Origin of the sequence: Candidatus Merdisoma sp. JLR.KK006, from assembly GCF_036941035.1 — a bacterium.
Taxonomy (GTDB): Bacteria; Bacillota; Clostridia; order Lachnospirales; family Lachnospiraceae; genus Laedolimicola.
In genome coordinates this window covers 16,326-34,492 of record NZ_JAYMNS010000030.1, presented here as the reverse complement: position 1 = coordinate 34,492, position 18,167 = coordinate 16,326, and the positions used below count along the sequence as shown (strand labels likewise).

Sequence of the window (18,167 nt, the reverse complement as noted above, 5' to 3'; positions counted from 1 at the left end):
TTCCAATTCCTTATTTGTCAACAGCACTGTAAAGTCCGGCCAGATAGCCGCTTGTCCAGGCCCATTGCAGGTTATAGCCGCCGCAGGCTCCGTCCACATCCAGAAGCTCTCCCGCAAAATAGAGCTTCGGAACCAACACAGATTCCATAGTTTTCCCATTCACCTCTCTGGTATCCACTCCGCCGCAGCAGACCTGTGCACGTTCAAAGCCGTTGCTGGCTGACAGCTTCACTTCAAAAGAGGTGCAGGCCGAAAGCAGAGCCTTCCGTTCCTCTCTGGTCAAATCCCCTGCCGTCTTATTGCTCGGAATTTCCGCCCGCTTTAACAGGCAATCTGCCATATTTTTCGGAAACAGCCCCACCAAAAGCTGTCCGGCGCTCTTATAAGCTCCTGCATGGATGCGATCTTCCCAAAAAGAAGGCAGCTCTTCCTTTTTCATATGGGGCAGAAGGTCTAAAACTGCCCGAAGATTTTTTCCCTGTTCCAACGCCTTCACACCGTAACGGCTTACCTGAAACACAGGGATTCCCGATAAACCGTATTCCGTGAACTGTACCTCGCCCGTATCCTCCGCCAGGGGCTCTTTTTCCGAAAAAAGTGTCACTTTAGCCTCCGTGCGAAGTCCTTTCAGCTTCGGAAATATGGGGTCCTTTGAACGGAGCTGTACCAGGGCCGGAAGTGGTTTTATAAGGGAATGGCCCATAGTCTCTGCAAAAACATAGCCGCTTCCGTCCGATCCGGTCTGGGCCGCCGCACAAGATCCGGCGGCCAGAATCAAAGCATCGCCCTCATACGTCCAACCGAAAGTTTCCGCAAAAAAGCGGCCTTTTTCTTTACGAATCTTCTGCACTCTCGTATTTAAGGCGAGCTTAACTTTCTGATGCTCTGCCTCCATGCGCAGTGCATCCGCTACGGCGGACGCCTGATCGCTGTAGGGATAGAGATAACCGTTTCGATCTCTGGTGACAATCCCCAGTCCTTGAAAAAATTCCAAGGTTTCCCATAGTCCGAAAGCCTTGAGCGCACTCTTAATAAAAGCTGGAGAGCTGCCCCGATAGTGAGATAACGCCTGATCCCGATTGGTCAGATTGCAGCGGCCATTGCCTGTGACAAGCAGCTTCTTCCCTACCTGTTTATTCTGCTCCAGCAGCGTTACCTTTGCTCCTGCTCTGGCTGCACTGATGGCAGCTGTCAAGCCGGATGCGCCTCCGCCTATTATCAACACTTGTCTCACGCTTTGCTCTCACCTCTCGTTCTTTTCTGCTCTGAGCAGCATTTCTTATTGCTGCTTCGCTGCTTTTTTGGCTTTTACAGATTTACCAGCCCTGCTTCATAAAGCTTCTGCAAAGACATGAGAATTCCAAACTTGGCATGCTGCCAGGTAAGTCCTCCCTGAAAATACACTGCATAGGGGGGCTTGATTGGGCCGTCCGCCGAAAGCTCAATGGAGGAACCCTGCACAAAGGCCCCTGCCGCCATAATCACGTCACTGTCATAGCCCGGCATAGCCCAGGGCTCCGGGGTTACATAACTATCTACCGGGGCTGCCGCCTGGATTCCCCTGCAGAATGCAATCACGCCTTCTGCTGTTCCAAAGGTTACTGCCTGAATAATATCATGACGGCTTTCTGCCTTGTCAGGCACAACGGGAAATCCCAGGTTCTCATAAATATTGGCTGCAAAAACGGCTCCCTTCAAAGCGCCTCCCACCACGGTGGGAGCCAGGAAAAATCCCTGATAAAAGCTGGTCATAACTCCAAGAGATGCCCCCACCTCTTTTCCAAGGCCGGGAGAAGTCAGGCGGTAAGCTGACCGTTCTACATATTCCTCTTTTCCTGCAATATAGCCGCCAATGGGCGCAAGGCCGCCGCCGGGATTCTTGATAAGGGAACCCACACAGAGATCCGCCCCCACGTCCGTAGGCTCTATCCGCTCCACAAATTCCCCGTAGCAGTTGTCCACCATGCAGATCACATCCGGCTTCCGCTCTTTGATAAAAGCAATAAGCTCCCCGATCCGTTTTACGGAAAGGGTTGGCCTGGTCTGATAGCCTTTGGAGCGCTGAATAGTCACCAGACGGGTGCGCTCATTCAGGGCCTTTTCAATATTGGGATAATCAAAGCTTCCGTCCTCCAGAAGATCCACCTGACGATAGGTAACTCCATATTCTGCCAGAGAACCTGTAGACGGACGGATCCCGATAACCTCTTCCAGGGTGTCGTAGGGCTTTCCCACTGGCGAGAACAGTTCATCCCCCGGCCTTAGATTGCCGGAAAGGGCTACTGCCAGAGCATGGGTACCGCAGGCGATCTGGGGGCGCACCAAAGCTGCCTCTGTATGAAACACATCTGCATAGACACCTTCCAGCTTGTCCCTGCCCAGATCATTGTAGCCGTAACCGCTGGTGGCGGCAAAGCAGGCCGCATCCACATGATTTTTCTGCATGGCATGAAGCACCTTCATCTGGTTGTACTCCACATTTTCTTCTATGGCATCAAAACGCTCCTTCAATTCCCTCTCCACTTGGATGCCATAGGCCAGCACCTTTTCGCTGATTCCCATCTCCCTGTAGAGAGCTGCTGTTTCTTTCATATACTTTACTCTCCATTCCGTCAAACCTTTTTTACAGAATCCTTTTTTCTTTTAAAATATCTAACATTCTGCTTTGTATTCGCTCCTGATTATATTGGTAATCCTGCTGATTCAGCCAGATCACATCCCGTTCCCGTCGGAACCAGGTAAGCTGACGCTTGGCAAAATGCCGGGTATCCCGTTTCAGGATCCGAATCGCTTCCACAAGGCTTATCTCTCCTTCCAGATGGGACAGCAGCTCTTTATAGCCAAGGCCCTGCATAGAAACCATTCCCCGGCTGCAGCCCATAGCCTGCAGCGTCTTTACCTCTTCAAGCAGCCCTTCTTCCAGCATAGCATCTACTCTGGCATCAATCCGAGCATAGAGCCGCTCTCTCTCATCATTTAACACAAAATATGCCCCATTGTAAGGGCTTTCTTTCTGCTGCTGGGCTTCATTGTGTTCGGAAATCCGCTTCCCCGTCAACTGGTAATACTCCAAGGCACGAATGACCCTCTTCACATTGTTGGCATGAACTTGCTCTGCCGCCCTGGGATCTGCTTTTTTCAGCAGCTCGTAAAGCGCTTCCGCCCCTTTTTCTGCGGCCAAAGCCTCCAATTTTTCCCGAACCTCCGGACGCTCCTGATTTTCTGTAAAATCAATGTCATAGAGCAGGGCCTGAATGTAGAATCCGGTTCCTCCCGTCACAATGGGAATCCGGTTTCTTCCGTAGATCTCTTTTAGGGCCCTCTTTGCCAGACTTTGGAAGCGGACAACATTGAAATCCTCTGCCGGGTCCAGAATATCAATGAGATGATGGGGAATCCCTTCCATCTCTTCCGGCCGGACTTTTGCAGAACCGATATCCATATGACGGTAGACCTGCATGGAATCTGCCGATATGATTTCCCCGTCAATGGCTTTTGCCAAGGCAATGGAAAGCTTTGTTTTTCCTGCGGCCGTGGGGCCAGTGAGTATCACCAATGGCTGCTTCATCGTGGTCTCCTTTTTTACACCTGAAAGGGCGTCTGCTTTATTATAGTGAATGTGGAAGGGATTTGCAAGAGAAACAAAGGGGCTGTCGGGAAATAAGACAGAAGACTTTTCTGATATCCAGTGTCCGGCTGTTTGTGTACAGACTGTCTGATATGTACGGATATTGCTTTTTAATGTCCGTACAGAGCAGACAGAATGTACACAAACCGTCCGAACACAGGGTATAGAAATGGCTGATGTCTTATTTCCCGACAGCCCCTTTGGCTAAAATCCGGCAATAAACCCACCTGTTCCCAACTCCCCAATATTAAATATAAGAAGCAAGGGAGTATTCCTGCTGCAAATTCCGCATTAATCTGATTCCGCACGGATATGCACATCAACTTGATTGAACGGAATTTCAATTCCATTTTCATCAAAGGCCAGCTTCACGGCCTCTGTCATATCCCACTTTGTACTCCAATAATCCTCCGGCGTCACCCAGAACCGCAGCTTTAATACTACGGCGCTGTCCGCCAGCTCGGATACGACTGCCTGACGCTCTTCATCTTTCAGGATCCGTTCTTCCTGCTCCAAAAGCTTCGCAGCCACCTCTTTTGCCCGTTTCAGATCAGCGGTGTAAGAGATTCCCACATCAATATCCAGACGGCGCTTTTCCTGAGCCGTCACATTAATAAGACTGTTATCCGCCAGCTTGCCGTTCGGAATCACCACCTTCCGATTGTCCGGAGTTAACAGATAGGTGTAGATCATCTGAATCTCGGATACCGTTCCCTCCAAGTCTCCCTGGATAATGTAATCTCCCACCTTAAAGGGCTTCACCATAAGAAGCAGGACGCCGCCTGCGAAGTTGGCCAGGCTTCCCTGCAGCGCTAAGCCTGCCGCCAGACCCGCGGAACCTACCAGCGCCACCACTGAGGTGGTGTCCACTCCGAAGCCAGAGGCTATGAGCATCACCAATACAAAGTACAAAAATGCCTTTAATAAGGAATCTATAAACTGTATCACGCCCATGTCCGCTCCCGCACGCTCCATGGATCGGCGCACGATGCGGCGCAAAAGCTTAATGAGCCGGGTGCCCACAAAAAATACGACAAGAGCCATCAGCACCCGCAGGCCAAAGGCTGCGACTCCTGGCAGATATTCATCAATATATCGTTGAAACCGGTCAATTTCCTCTGTAATTGCTTCTATTTCCTGTGGCGTATCCGTGTTCTCCAGCATGGCTTTTCCTCTACTTTATTCTGAGATATACTTATTTATTCTTGGAAGCTGTCTTTTTTGTTTCCGGCTTTTTTGTCTTTACTTCCTCAATTGCTTCTGCTTTCACAGCCTTAGAAGCCTTTTCTTCTGCCTTTGGGGCTTTTTCCTTTTTCCCAGAAGCCCTTTCCGATGTACAGGAGAATATGGCAATTCCCATGGGCGGAACGGTAATCTCAATGGAATATTTCCGTCCGTCGCACTCGGACTTTCTGGATCGCTTTGCACGCTTATTGCGCACATCACTTCCGCCGAACATCTCACTGTCACTGTTGAAGATCTCCTTATAGCGCCCCTCAAAAGGCACGCCGATCTTATGCTTCTCATAGACAAGGGGAGAGAAGTTGCAGACTACCAGCAAGGTCTCTTTGGCCTTCTTTGCTTTCCTTAAGAACACCAGCATATTCTCGTTAGCAGAAATGTTATTGATCCACTCAAAGCCATCCGGATCATGATCCTGCTCATAGAGGGCCGGATGCTCTTTTAAAAACTCATTCAGGGCCTTCACATAATTCTTCATATTGCCGTGATCCTGGTACTGGAGCAGCTCCCAGTCCAGACCCACATTTTCATTCCACTCCTCAAAGGGGGCAAACTCCTGTCCCATAAAGAGCAGCTTCTTACCCGGATGGGTCATCATGTAGCCATAGGCAGCCCGAAGGTTATTAAGCTGGGAATCCCTGTCTCCCGGCATTTTGCCTACCATGGACGCCTTGCCATGGACTACCTCGTCATGGGAAAGGCTTAGAATAAAGTTCTCACTGTAAGCATAAATCATGCTGAAGGTCAGCTCCCCATGGTGATATGCCCGGAACACCGGATCGTAATGCATATAACCGATAAAGTCATTCATCCAGCCCATGTTCCATTTAAAATCAAATCCCAGGCCGTCCTTTTCCACAGCTTCCGTAACCTTGGGCCATGCAGTGGATTCCTCTGCAATGAGAAGCGCTCCGTCTTTTCTTTTCTTGAAAATGGAATTCAGATGCTTTAAGAACTCTACGGCTTCCAGATTTTCCTTTCCGCCATAGATATTCGCTACCCACTCTCCGTCATTTTTTCCGTAATCCAGATACAGCATGGAAGCTACTGCATCCATACGGATTCCGTCTGCATGATACATCTCCACCCAGAACAGGGCATTGGCAATCAGGAAATTCTTTACCTGGGGACGGCCGTAGTTATAGATCAGCGTTCCCCAATGAGGATGGGAACCCTGTCTGGGATCCCAATGCTCATAGAGACAAGTTCCGTCAAAGGCTGACATTCCAAAGGTGTCCCTTGGAAAATGGGCCGGAACCCAGTCCAGAATCACACCAATACCTTCGTTGTGCATATAGTTCATAAAATACCGAAAATCATCCGGCGTTCCATACCTTGCCGTAGGTGCATAGTACCCTGTCACCTGATAGCCCCAGGAGGCGTCAAGGGGATGCTCCATAACCGGCATCAGCTCCACATGAGTGTAGCCCATTTCCTTCACGTAGGGCGCCAGCTCTTCTGCAATCTCACGGTAATTATAGAATTCCTGACCGGACTCCGGATCCGGCTTCTTCCAGGAACCCAGATGCAGTTCATAAATCAGCATGGGAGATTTCTTATAATTGGTCTTCCTCCGCTGCTCCATCCATTCGGCATCCTTCCAATGGTAGTATGTTAAATCCCGAATCACCGAAGCCGTATTAGGTCTAAGCTCTGCTCCATTGGCGTAGGGATCCGCTTTCAGCATAGTCAGTCTGCTTTTGGTCTTAATCTCATACTTATATTTATTCCCAGCTCCCACTCCAGGAAGAAATACTTCAAAAATACCGGAATCTCCAAGTCTCCGCATAGGATGGCAGCGTCCGTCCCAGGCATTGAAATCTCCCACCACGCTCACTCGGATTGCATTGGGCGCCCAGACCGCAAAGTAGGTTCCCTCCATATCATCCATGAGCATGGGATGGGCTCCCAGCTTATCATAAATGGTATAGTGAATTCCGGCTGCAAACTTGTCCAGATCCGACTTGGTAAACATCTTGGGTACAACACAGTAGGGATCCAGAATCTCTCCCTTTTTTCCATTATCATACTCTATTACATAGCTATACTCCGGGTACTGTCTTCCCGGCATAAGAACGGAAAAGAAACCGCTCTCGTCTACTTTCTCCATGGGGTAGAGCCTCTTATTGGTATGTACCAGCACCCATGCCTTCACTACAGTGGGCAAAAAAGCCTGAATCAAAACTCCTCCTGCCACTCTGTGAGGTCCCAGAATCTGGTAAGGCTGATCCTCTTCAGAATAAACCATAGCTTCAATCCTGGGCCAATTCAATACATTATACAACTTATCATCCATGCTTTTTTGCTCCTTTCTTGTGCATAAAGGGATACCCCTCAGATAAGTCCGTAACGCCTGAGCCCCAGATAAACCCCGTTCTCCCAGATTCCCTCCGTCTTATATTCAGCCATCTTAAGAACACTTTCCTCCGAATTGCCCATAGCCGTTCCGTACTGTACATATTGTAACATTTCTAAGTCATTTGGTCCATCCCCAAATGCATATGTATTCGAATGCGGAATCCCCAAATATTCAATCAGCACCCGAATCCCCTCCGCCTTATTGATACCGGCAGGCATCATTTCCACAAAAGGAAAGTTCTCATAGCGGACAATGGAAAAGTCATTGCGAAGCTTTGGCGCCAATGCCTCAAACGCCTCCCAATCCGCAATTCTGGCCGATATTTTATTGGCCTCATCCTTCCCCGGCTCCATCTCCTTGATCCGGTGGGGATACTCCCTGTGAAGCCGGTTCAAAACATTGTAAAATTCGGCTGCCTTTCCCTCCTTTCGATAGCTTAAATATTCCGGTCCCTCCAGTACCAGGGCGCATCCTGCTGCCTCCAGCCGGGGCACCGTCCGCTCCACAAGCCCATGGTCAAGAAGCAGATTGCGAATCACCTTTCCTTCATACTGCACATAGGTTCCGGCTCCTGCTATAACAGCCGGAAAATCCAGGTCCAAAATTTCCGGAAATACACTTGCAATAGAGCGCCCCGTACAGACCACCGGAATATGCCCCTTTGCTTTCAAAAGCCTTAAAGCCTCCCTTGTGCTGTCTGGGGTTCCCTTCCCCTGCTCAAAAATAGTTCCGTCGATGTCAAAAAATACAATCTTCCCGTCCTTTTTCATAATTTCAAAAACTCCTCTTCCGAAATAATCGCCACCCCCAGCTCCTTCGCCTTTTTATTTTTGGAGGAACCGGAGGTTGTATCGTTGTTAATCAGATAGTCCGTTTTCCCCGTTACGCTTCCGGTCACTTTCCCTCCTTTCTGTTCAATCAGCTCTTTAAGCTCGCTGCGGTTGGAAAAATGATTAAGGCTTCCGGTGATGACAAACACCTTTCCCTTTAAGGTCTGCTGTTCATCCTCCGCCCTTTCCTCCCGGGCAATGGTAAGCTCCGACAGCAGGTTGAAAAAGCGCTCCCTTTTACCTTCATCCTGAAAATAGCTCACAAAGCTTTCCGCAATCACATCTCCCACCCGGTCAATGGCTGCCAGCTCCTCCGGGGCGGCGGCAAGCATGGCCTCCACTTTACTGTCAAATTCCCGGCAGATAAGCTTTGCCCCGGCCAGGCCGATGTTCGGAATGCCCAGACTGTAGATCACCTTAGCCAGAGTAGTGCTCCTGGCCTTTTCCACATTTGCCATAAGATTTTCATAGGACTTCTCCCCAAAGCCCTCCAGCGTTACCAGCTCATCCCGATGGCGCTTTAGCCTGAAAATGTCCGCCGGCTCATGGATAAAGCCTTTTGCAATAAATTTTTCCAGGGTAGCCTCGGAAAGCCCCTCAATGTTCAGCGCATCCCGGCTGACCATAAGGGTGAGGGACTTAATCTTCTTGGCCTGACATTCGCTGTTGGTACAGTACAGAGATTCCGCATCATTCACCTTGCGGATCTCTGTTGCACCCCCGCATACGGGACAGGCCCGGGGAATCTCTACCGTACCGCTTCGTGTCTGGTTTTCCGCAATCTGAGGAATAATCATATTGGCCTTGTAAACCTCTATGGTATCGCCGATTCCAAGCTCAAGAGCCCTTAAAATACTGATATTGTGGACACTGGCACGGCTTACCGTGGTGCCCTCCAATTCCACCGGCTCAAAGATCGCCACCGGATTGATAAGCCCCGTTCTGGACGGGCTCCACTCAATCTCCCAAAGATGCGTTTCCCGAATCTCATCCGCCCATTTAAATGCCATGGAATCCCGGGGAAACTTGGCTGTTCTTCCGAGAGAATGACCATAGGAAATGTCATCATAAACCGCCACCAGACCATCCGACGGAAAATCATTTTCGGAAATATGCTCCGAAAACCAGGAAACTGCTTCTTCCAGATTTTCTGCTGTGACAACCTTATATTCCACTACCTCAAAGCCCTGTTCCCGAAGCCAGAGAAACTGCTTTTCATGGGAATTTTCAAAATCCACATTCTCCGCCGACACCAGGGAAAATGCAAAAAAATTCACATTTCTCTTTGCTGTAATCTCATTGTTTAACTGCCGTACAGACCCGCTGCACAGGTTGCGGGGGTTTTTATATTTGGCATCCGCATCCTCAATCTCCTCATTGATCCGTTCAAATTCTTTGTAGCCAATTACCGCCTCTCCCCTAAGGATAAGCTCTCCTTCATAGGGAATCTGCAGGGGAATGTTTTGGAACACTCTGGCATTGTTGGTAATAACCTCGCCCACCTCACCATTTCCCCGGGTAACTGCTTTAAAAAGCTGCCCCTCCCGGTAGGTCAGCACAATGGTTAAGCCGTCCAGCTTCCAGGAAAGGAGGGTTTTATGCTCTCCTATCCATTCCTTTAAGTCCTGTACCTCCTTGGTCTTGTCCAGAGAAAGCATCGGGCTTTCATGCCGCTCCTTAGGAAGCTCGCTTAGGACCTCATAGCCCACATGGGCTGTGGGACTTCCCGACAGGGTGGTTCCCGTCTCCTTTTCCAATGCCAGAAGCTCATCATAGAGCTTGTCATACTCATAATTACTCATAATCTCCCGGGCCTCCTGATAATAAGCCCGTCCGGCCTGGTTCAGAAGTCCTACCAGTTCTCTCATTCTCGCCTTTTTCTCTTCCATTGTTATTGCTTCCTTTCCTTAGATCTGCACATGCTTTTTGTGCATAGAGGGATGCCGTAGGACGTTTCCTTAGATCTGCACATGCCTTTTGTGCATAGAGAAATGTCCTTTCATCCTGCGGAGCCCCTAAGCAGTTCCAGCAGCTCCTTTAGCTCCTTATCCGTCACTTTCCGCCAGGTGCCCGGATGCATACCTTTTAATTCAATATTCAGAACCCGAACCCGCTTTAAATGGGTAACCTGATACCCCAAAGCCTCACACATACGCCGAATCTGCCGGTTGAGCCCCTGGGTTAAAATAATGCGGAAGCTGTATTTTCCAAGCTTCTCCACCTGGCAGGGCCTTGTCATGGCATCCAAGAGTACCTCGCCCTTTTCCTCCTTGCGGATGCGGACGCCCTTTGCCATCCGCTCCAAAAACGCCTCTGTCACCGGCTTATGGACCGTCACCAGGTATTCTTTTTCGTGGTAATTGGCGGCACGCATCATTTTATTCACAAGACCGCCGATATTCGTCATCAAAATCAGCCCCTCAGAATCCTTATCCAGTCTTCCGATTGGGTAGATTCGGGTGGGATAGCCTACATAGTCTACAATATTTCGTTTCTCTCTCCGATCTGTGGTGCAGATCACGCCGGGGGGCTTATAAACAGCCAGAAGCACTTCCTCTTCCCGGCTCATGGAGATTACTTTTTTCCCCACCTTAATCTCCTGATCCGGCCGCACACGCATGCCCGTCTCAGCTTTCTTCCCATCAACTGTGATACGGCCCTCCTCAATCATTCTGTCCGCCTCACGCCGGGAACATACGCCTGCTTCGCTTAAGAATTTATTTAAACGGATTTCTTCCATATGATATTATCCTTTCCTTGACTTGCACATGGTTTTTGTGCATAAAGGGATGCCCGTAGGGTGTTTCCTTAATTTGCACATGGTTTTTGTGCATAAAGGGATGCCCATAGGGTGTTTCCTTAATTTGCACATGTTTTTTTATGCTTAAAGGGATACCCATAGGGTGTTTCCTTAGTTTGCACATGCTTTCTGTTTTTCATTGAATACTCATTATTAAGGATTCACTACATTTTCCGGCTTTCCTGCCAAAAACGCTTTCAGATTACCTGCCGCCGTATCCATAAGCCGTTGGCGGCTTTCCTTAGATGCCCATGCAATATGCGGTGTAATCAAACAATTTTTGGCTTTCAGCAGCGGATTATCCTCCTGAATCGGCTCAACAGACACCACATCCAGTCCGGCAGCATACAGCTTGCCGCTGTTCAGGGCATCGGCAAGATCCTGCTCCACAATCAAGGGGCCTCGGCCCGTATTCAGCAGAATGGCGCCGTCCTTCATTTTTGCAATACTCTCTTTATTAATCATCCCCTCCGTAGCAGGAAATAAGGGACAGTGAAGAGATACTATATCCGACTTAGCCAAAAGCTCCGAAAGCTCAACATAATGACAGCTTTCCGTTTCCAGCTCCGGTCTTTTATGAGGCGCATAAGCCAAAACCTTCATGCCAAAAGCATTCGCCAGCCTCCCTACGGCCTGGCCAATCCGGCCAAAGCCGACGATTCCCATGGTTTTTCCCGCCAGTTCCATAAGGGGATAATCCCAGAAGCAAAAATCCGGGCAGGCGCTCCAGCGTCCCTCATAGACCGCCCGGCTGTGGTGGGCCGCATGGTGGCAGATATCCAGAAGCAGCGCAAAGGTAAACTGCGCCACCGCATCCGTTCCGTAAGCCGGAATATTGCTCACCGGAATCCCCCGCTCTTTTGCCGCTTCAATATCAATCACATTGTAGCCTGTAGACAGTGCGCCGATATAGCGAATCCGGGGACAGGCTTCTATAATCTCCCGTGTCAGCGGAGTTTTATTCGTAATCACAATTTCCGCATCCCCAATACGGCTTTCTATCTCTTTTTTATCCTTTACGGGGGTACGGTCATAAAGGGCCAGCTCTCCAAGCCTTTCAAATGCCTCCCAGCTCAAATCACCGGGATTCTCCGTATAGCCGTCCAGAATTACTATTTTCATACGGTTGCTCCTTTTCATTCTCTCTGCAAATAACACGTTTCCAAAATTCTTCCTCAAAATATTCCAGTAAAAATAAGGGAAGGCTGTTCAGCACCCCTACCATATGATTAAGCTTCACAAACCGTTCCCTCTGTGCTTCATAAATCTTTTTCTGTGTCAATTCATTTAAAAAGTAATGATATGTAGGAAGCTCATCTTGAAAGCTTACAATCAAATGTGCTCTTTTTACTGATCCACGGCAGGCCGCCTCCCATTGCTCTCGTGTAAGACAACCGAAATTCTGAAATTCGATTCCTCAGAGACATACTGTTTATAATGAATCAATTCATCAATCGGCACATATAAGCTCTTATAATCCTCTATCTTTGTATTCATTTCCCGAAGAGATTCGATCATGGGGTAAGAAATATAGAGCTTCCCATTTTCCGTCTCATTGTCAAAGGCATGAAGCATCTCCTGTACTACATCCGTATTCCGGTAAACCTGCGGCAGATTATCATTATGAGCATCATAGTCAAAAAACAAATATACCTCCGAGAAATCTCTTGGAGAATAACCCTCCAAAATCTCTTCTGCTTTTGGACTTATCTCCCGGATAGCGTCAATAACATCAATCTCAAATTCATTTTCCCGAAGCTTGTTCCAAATCATATAAATATTACCGCATGCCGGAAAAGAAAAAATAAGTACATCCGCAATATCTTGAAAAAACAACTCCTTCATCCGATCTACCAGTACTTTTTCCGTCTTTTCTCCTTCGTACACAAAAGCGATATGTTTCTTTCTATCTCTCATCAAATGCTCCTGCTTTGTACATTTTCTGTATATTGTGGGCCTGGCGTAATGCTTTTGAGGTTCTATCCGCAAAGGATTTTATTTGATTGTCGCTTAATTCAAAATAACAGTCCGGCCGCAGAAGCTCATTTGTCATCAAATCCGTATTGTGTGAAGTAAATACCACCTGTGTATCCAGAGCAAGCACCTTGCGTACTACAGTTTCCGCCAGTTCATAGTGGTAGAAGGCATCAAACTCATCAATAAATACAAAAGACATATCCCTCATCTGCAGATACCACAGAAACAGAAATGCCAGAGCTCTTGTTCCACTGGACCAGATATTTTGAAATAAAACCAGTTTATTTTTATAACGGCAGTACAAATTCTTTCCTTCCGCATCGTCCCCTATGACTAGTTCCACATCAATTCCCAGCTCATGCAAAAATTCCCGAAACTCATCTACCGCATCCAGCTCCACGATATTTTTTCCAATACTCCCTACCCGATTGCTGAATCCTATATAATTATTTCCATCCGCACTGCTGAACCAGAACATATGCTCAACAAACCGGATAAACTGCATAAAAGCCCTGCTGTCCGCATCATCTTTATCCAGAACCGTGTTTCTTGCCACATATTTTACAAAAGAAATGGAGCCGTCCCACATATCCAGATTTAATCCCTCAGCCCCTTTCAAATGGACCTTTGCTTCATATCCAAGATCTGCTGACAGCACCTCACGATGGTTGATGCTTACTTTCTCTCGCAGAACCTTTCCTACCTCTTCTTTTTCATAATAGTAAGCCAGTAAATTCCCATCAAAACAAAAGGTATATTCAAAATGAGCAAGCTGATCATTGCTGTTTAAATTCACATAATTGCGATAGTTTGCAATATTTTTCATGGAATCTGTCAAATGTATCACAATATCCATAAGAGCCCAGCCCAGGTTTGTCTTTCCGGAGGCATTTTCCCCAAACACTATGGCATTTTTCAAAATCCCCTGCGGAACAAGCTCCTGATGGAATTCATAGCTTTTTGTGTTGGAAAAATCCCACACCAGCTCATCCCGGAAATTTTTAAAATTTTGCACCTTGAACCTTTGCAGCATATCCCCACCTCCCACTGTTTTTTAGAATAGCATGGAAATTCCATTTTCTCAATATATTTTGAACTTTTTGTCCATAACCTATGCAATTTTTCTACGGCTGTACCGTAAAAAATGTTCTTACCACTATTCAGAATTATAATTTCATTTGCCCAACAAATGGTGTATAATAAAGCCAGCATCACCCCTCATTTCCAATTCATGCAAATACACCATTTTGCAACAGCCAGGAATTCCACACCGGAAAATTCCGCAGCACAAAGAGGACACCAAATGAATAAAATCGGAAAAATTACAACCGCTCTTCTAATCCCATTTGCTCTCTCTGTCCTTCTGACAGGCTGTGTTTTTGGAAAAAGAGAGCTTTTCTGCCATGATGATATCCAGGAAACATGCGAATCAATGCTGAAAAATTGCTTTGGGGAAGAATATGTGCTCTCCGATGGTGTGGAAAAGGAAGAATCCTTTTGGGATGAATATGAAAATACCAGCATTGTGACACATTACACAGAGTGGACCCTCACCTATTCCGCTGCTGACGGGCAGGATCATACCTTTATCTTCAACAACCGCAACGGGAGAGGTTCGGATAGGGAGCATCTTGCATAAACCATCGAAGCGTATTTCTCCGATTTAGCAGAGCAATATTATAACGAAAATTTTCGTGACAAAGCAGCTGAGCGGATACCGGGGCTCAAAGAGGAAGACTGTGCGCTTTATGTTAAGTCATACCGACTTTTTTCCATGCCCGACGTGCCGGAAACATCCATAATGTTTGACCAACGGCTGCATTACTCTCTGGCGGAGCATATTTACTTCCCCACTCTTCAATATGACAGCATTTTCCGGGAATTTCCCTATATTTTAAATATGTATTTCTATGCAGCTTACGAAAATGATGAAGAAAACCTCCGAAGCGCCCAGCGCCGGGAAACAGAAAGCATCCTCCGGGAAATGACTGATGAAATCATTCGGTACACAGACCATTCACTGAACGCCGCAATACACGTTACCATGATGGATGAAAACGGATTTGCGGATGATTTTTCCTTTGCGGTTCTTAATGGAGCATATTTTGCCCATGGCCCCGGCCTCGAATACGAGATTGCTCTTCATGAGAATTTTTTCGGGCCCCTTGAAAGATCTTCGGAAGCTGCCCAAAACAAGGCAGCTCCCTACCCTTCTTCACTTTCCTCTGGTTTTCAGCAGCTAAGTAAAAGCATAGCTCAGCACTTCTCCATTAACCGCACATAAAATTCCACTGTCTTCACCAGCGTTTTCACCGGTACCCGTTCATTGTTGCCGTGAATCATGGCTCGCTCCTCCTTGGACAGCTTCATAGCCGAAAACTTGTACACCCGGTCCGTAATCCGGCAGTAATGCCAGGAATCACTGCAGGCCATCATAAGATAAGGGGCTACCAGCGCCTCCTTCCAGGTATCCGCCACCGCTTGGCACAGTACGCCCCACTCCGGACAGGAGGTATCCGAATCCGCAGAGGGATTTCTTCCCTCAAACACCGTTACTTCTATATCGGGGTTGTGAATCACCTGCTCAAGGTAAGCACGGGCGGATTCCACCGTATCCGTCCCCATAAGGCGCAGGTTCATGCCTATGGAAGCCTTTGGCGGAATCACGTTAAATGCCTTTCCGCCCTCCATCTTCGTCATGGCACAGGTGGTACGCAGCATGGCATTGAGCTCGCCGCCGGACTTCTGGCAGACCTTGTCAAAGAGACCCTCAAAGCACCAGAGATTGGCAAACAGAACCTTGTATGCAAAGGTGGAGCGGCGTCCCAGGGTGTCCAGCATCTCCCTCACCGGCTTTGTCATCTGCCTGGGGAATGGGTGATTTTCCACATCCACCACAGCCTTAGCCAGCTCACCCACGATCGTGTGAACCGGAGGCATAGAAGCATGACCGCCGCCGCTTTTTGCATGAAATTCAATATTTGTCAGGCCCTTTTCCGCAATTCCGATGAGGGCACATTCCCGGTTCACACCTGGAAATACATTTTCTACCACGGCTCCGCCCTCATCTACAACCATAGCCGGATGAATGCCCCGTTCCTCAAACCAGTCCACCATGGCCGGGCAGGTTGAACCGTTGATCTCTTCCTGTCCGGAAAATGCAAAATATATATCATGCTTTGGCTCAAAGCCCTCTCCTATAAGCTTTTCCGCAGCCTCCAAAATGCCGCACAGGGTTCCCTTTGTATCCAGAGTTCCCCTCCCCCAGAGCACGCCGTCCTCACAGACCGCCTCAAATGCCGGCTTCTCCCACTGAGATTCCTCCACCGGAACCACATCATAGTGGGACATCAGCACAACCGGATCTCCTGCCTCCCGCCCTTTCCAGTGGTACAGGATTCCGTTTACTCCCAGAAAGAGCCGCTCACAGGTCTTGTGAATCCGGGGATAAAGATCCGGAAGAAGCTCTCGGAATTTTTCAAATTCTGCCTCGTCGATCAGTGACGCATCATTATAGGAAATAGTCTTGCAGCGGATCATTTCCTGCATATCCTTTACAATCTTTTTTTCATCCAGGGACACCTCTTTCATTGACGGCGTAAGCTCCGGCTTCGGATTAAACTGTGCCGCCCGGATAAGAATCACTGCCAGAAAAATGATAATGACTGCTCCTGCTATACCAAGTACATACCATAACATATCTCCACACCTGCTTCCTTTCGTCTCCTACAGCATATTTTTCTTGTACAAAATCCTTGCAGCGCCAATGGCAATCAGCGCCCCCACAGGAACCAGAACGCCCACAGAACCTGCCAGGGAGGGCACCAGCAAAAACAGTACAATCATAAATACCAGCGGCGCTATGGATATCTTCCAATTTTTGCTCACATACACCACTGCCAATCCTCCAAACAAAGAGGGCAGAATATTGTCAAAGGCAGGCTTGACTGCCGGGTTGTCCAGAATCGGTGTCAGCGGCACCAGCAGGGCCACCCCGAGAGCGATAATCAGCACTGTCACCATGGATGAGGTTGCTACTGCGATAGTAGAAATCACCTCTCCCTCATCGCTTCCGGGCTTTACCTTTGCATTTTCCATGGCAGTGAGGGCTGCCGGAACCTTCAAATTGGTAAGATTTCCCGTTACAAAGGCCAGATAGGAGCCTGCCGTTCCAAGCATGGGGATAAAGGTAATGACCTCAATGATTCCCACAGTCCAGAAAATGGGCGCCACTCCAAGAAGTCCCTGGAGCACCGGACGCCACCCCGGCCAGGCATCATAATAGATGCAGGCAATAATGGGATAAGCAAATATCATCCCCAGAGCACTCAAAATCCAGATGCGCCCATAAATATGTGTCATATCTTCGTAGCTTCTTTTATTCATATAGTTCTTCCTTTCTATTCCGGTTCCGAAGTTTTTGTATCGTACTGCCTTTAAAACATCGGCGTAATCACTGCTGCAAACGCCATGGCTCCAAGCATACTGATAGGCAAGGCGTAATTTTCCAGCCATTTTATATTGCATTTTTTTATAAGGATTCCGCAGATTCCCATAAGAAGTGCAGAAAACAGCAGTACAAAGATAGGAATCCATCCCTTAAGGCCCGATCGGATATCCGCAAACACCATTCCCAGGAATGCGGAAATCATGCCCAGAAACATGGCAGTCATAAGGATGTCTCCCCATTTACCGTCCTTATTTTTAATCTTCATCAGACCGCCCTGGATTCTCTTAATGAACAGGGGCACCCAAATAAGCCCAGGGAAGATGCCTAAGGTCATAACCCAGGCAATCGCCGTGTACACGGAAGGGTCTGTCACAGTCTCCGAGAGGGATATTCCAAGGGCATTGGCCGTGGATGTCGCCGCCGGCAGTTCATAGGTGATGGCTCCGATGACGCTTAGACGCAGCCATGGCAGGGGCAGTCCCAGAAATTTTGACAGTGTAATAACGCCCAGCAGAATGGACACCGCCGGAGCGATGGTAAATACGGCTGTGGACAATACGGTTTTGCGAAGCTGCCCCATGTCCATGCCAAGCTCCTTTCCCCGTCGGAATGCCCGAATCAGAAAAAACAATGATTGGGCAATGACGAATACAATCACTGCCCCTGCTAAAATAAATAACAACGTACTGTTTGGATGAAAATTCATATGCTCCCTCGCTTTCTTTTTTGGAAAAATAAATTTATAACAATTCCGTAGATTTCTCCCCTTTACAGCGGCAAACCGGAATCATTTTATCGTTTCTTACCATGATACATGAAATATAGATGGGTGGCAAGCCGCAAAAGAACTACTTTATATTCATGACCGGCACACCATACAA

The 18,167-nt window shown here is 48.1% G+C and carries 17 protein-coding genes; 2 read left to right on the top strand and 15 right to left on the bottom strand.

All coding sequences use genetic code 11. The features are described from left to right. Window positions 1-10: 10 nt before the first annotated feature. The 12 genes from VSQ61_RS18415 to VSQ61_RS18360 form a co-directional block, all read right to left on the bottom strand. Window positions 11-1,234, bottom strand: coding sequence for a BaiN/RdsA family NAD(P)/FAD-dependent oxidoreductase (locus VSQ61_RS18415; protein WP_334345851.1), 1,224 nt, complete (start codon window positions 1,232-1,234; stop codon window positions 11-13). Between the two features lie 74 nt (window positions 1,235-1,308). Beyond that, on the bottom strand, window positions 1,309-2,592 hold the full coding sequence (locus VSQ61_RS18410; protein WP_334345850.1) for a methionine gamma-lyase family protein: 1,284 nt from the start codon (window positions 2,590-2,592) through the stop codon (window positions 1,309-1,311). Window positions 2,593-2,623: 31 nt separating this feature from the next. Continuing rightward, the gene (gene miaA, locus VSQ61_RS18405; RefSeq protein ID WP_334345849.1) at window positions 2,624-3,568 is read right to left on the bottom strand and encodes a tRNA (adenosine(37)-N6)-dimethylallyltransferase MiaA; all 945 of its coding nucleotides are present in this window, start codon (window positions 3,566-3,568) and stop codon (window positions 2,624-2,626) included. A 351-nt stretch (window positions 3,569-3,919) separates the two neighbouring features. Continuing rightward, window positions 3,920-4,792 (bottom strand): mechanosensitive ion channel family protein, encoded by an 873-nt coding sequence (locus VSQ61_RS18400; protein ID WP_334345848.1) that lies wholly within the window; start codon window positions 4,790-4,792, stop codon window positions 3,920-3,922. Window positions 4,793-4,823: 31 nt separating this feature from the next. Beyond that, a complete protein-coding gene (gene glgB, locus VSQ61_RS18395) occupies window positions 4,824-7,166 on the bottom strand; it encodes a 1,4-alpha-glucan branching protein GlgB (protein WP_334345847.1) in 2,343 nt (780 codons plus the stop codon). A gap of 38 nt (window positions 7,167-7,204) precedes the next feature. Then, complete coding sequence (locus tag VSQ61_RS18390) at window positions 7,205-7,999, bottom strand: Cof-type HAD-IIB family hydrolase (RefSeq protein ID WP_334345846.1); 795 nt, start codon at window positions 7,997-7,999, stop codon at window positions 7,205-7,207. Next, window positions 7,996-9,948 carry an NAD-dependent DNA ligase LigA gene (gene ligA, locus VSQ61_RS18385; RefSeq protein WP_334345845.1) on the bottom strand — a complete coding sequence of 651 codons (1,953 nt, stop codon included), beginning with the start codon at window positions 9,946-9,948 and terminating at the stop codon, window positions 7,996-7,998. The genes VSQ61_RS18390 and ligA overlap by 4 nt, the downstream gene beginning before the upstream one ends. 110 nt (window positions 9,949-10,058) lie before the next feature. After that, the gene (locus VSQ61_RS18380; protein WP_334345844.1) at window positions 10,059-10,799 is read right to left on the bottom strand and encodes a pseudouridine synthase; all 741 of its coding nucleotides are present in this window, start codon (window positions 10,797-10,799) and stop codon (window positions 10,059-10,061) included. Between the two features lie 213 nt (window positions 10,800-11,012). Then, a complete protein-coding gene (locus tag VSQ61_RS18375; protein ID WP_334345843.1) occupies window positions 11,013-11,981 on the bottom strand; it encodes a D-2-hydroxyacid dehydrogenase in 969 nt (322 codons plus the stop codon). Then, window positions 11,938-12,195, bottom strand: a complete 258-nt coding sequence (locus VSQ61_RS18370; RefSeq protein ID WP_334345842.1) for a hypothetical protein — start codon at window positions 12,193-12,195, stop codon at window positions 11,938-11,940. Before VSQ61_RS18370 ends, VSQ61_RS18375 begins: the two co-directional genes overlap by 44 nt. 11 nt (window positions 12,196-12,206) lie before the next feature. Beyond that, window positions 12,207-12,776: a hypothetical protein gene (locus tag VSQ61_RS18365; RefSeq protein ID WP_334345841.1), complete on the bottom strand. Its 570-nt coding sequence runs from the start codon at window positions 12,774-12,776 to the stop codon at window positions 12,207-12,209. Beyond that, window positions 12,766-13,869, bottom strand: a complete 1,104-nt coding sequence (locus tag VSQ61_RS18360; RefSeq protein ID WP_334345840.1) for an AAA family ATPase — start codon at window positions 13,867-13,869, stop codon at window positions 12,766-12,768. The genes VSQ61_RS18365 and VSQ61_RS18360 overlap by 11 nt, the downstream gene beginning before the upstream one ends. Before the next feature lie 270 nt (window positions 13,870-14,139). On the opposite strand from VSQ61_RS18360, the gene VSQ61_RS18355 reads away from it, so the two are divergent. Together VSQ61_RS18355 and VSQ61_RS18350 are read left to right on the top strand one after the other, a co-directional pair. After that, on the top strand, window positions 14,140-14,475 hold the full coding sequence (locus VSQ61_RS18355) for a hypothetical protein (protein WP_334345839.1): 336 nt from the start codon (window positions 14,140-14,142) through the stop codon (window positions 14,473-14,475). A 162-nt stretch (window positions 14,476-14,637) separates the two neighbouring features. After that, window positions 14,638-15,120 carry a hypothetical protein gene (locus tag VSQ61_RS18350; RefSeq protein WP_334345838.1) on the top strand — a complete coding sequence of 161 codons (483 nt, stop codon included), beginning with the start codon at window positions 14,638-14,640 and terminating at the stop codon, window positions 15,118-15,120. Here the strand turns inward: VSQ61_RS18350 and VSQ61_RS18345 are convergent. The 3 genes from VSQ61_RS18345 to VSQ61_RS18335 are packed head-to-tail and all read right to left on the bottom strand — an operon-like array spanning window position 15,093 to window position 17,992. Beyond that, complete coding sequence (locus tag VSQ61_RS18345) at window positions 15,093-16,535, bottom strand: M20 family peptidase (protein ID WP_334345837.1); 1,443 nt, start codon at window positions 16,533-16,535, stop codon at window positions 15,093-15,095. The genes VSQ61_RS18350 and VSQ61_RS18345 overlap by 28 nt on opposite strands. Before the next feature lie 27 nt (window positions 16,536-16,562). Then, window positions 16,563-17,222: a hypothetical protein gene (locus tag VSQ61_RS18340; RefSeq protein WP_334345836.1), complete on the bottom strand. Its 660-nt coding sequence runs from the start codon at window positions 17,220-17,222 to the stop codon at window positions 16,563-16,565. Between the two features lie 50 nt (window positions 17,223-17,272). Beyond that, entirely contained in the window at window positions 17,273-17,992 is a 720-nt protein-coding gene (locus tag VSQ61_RS18335; RefSeq protein ID WP_334345835.1) for a DUF5058 family protein, read from the bottom strand. Between the last annotated feature and the right edge of the window lie 175 nt (window positions 17,993-18,167).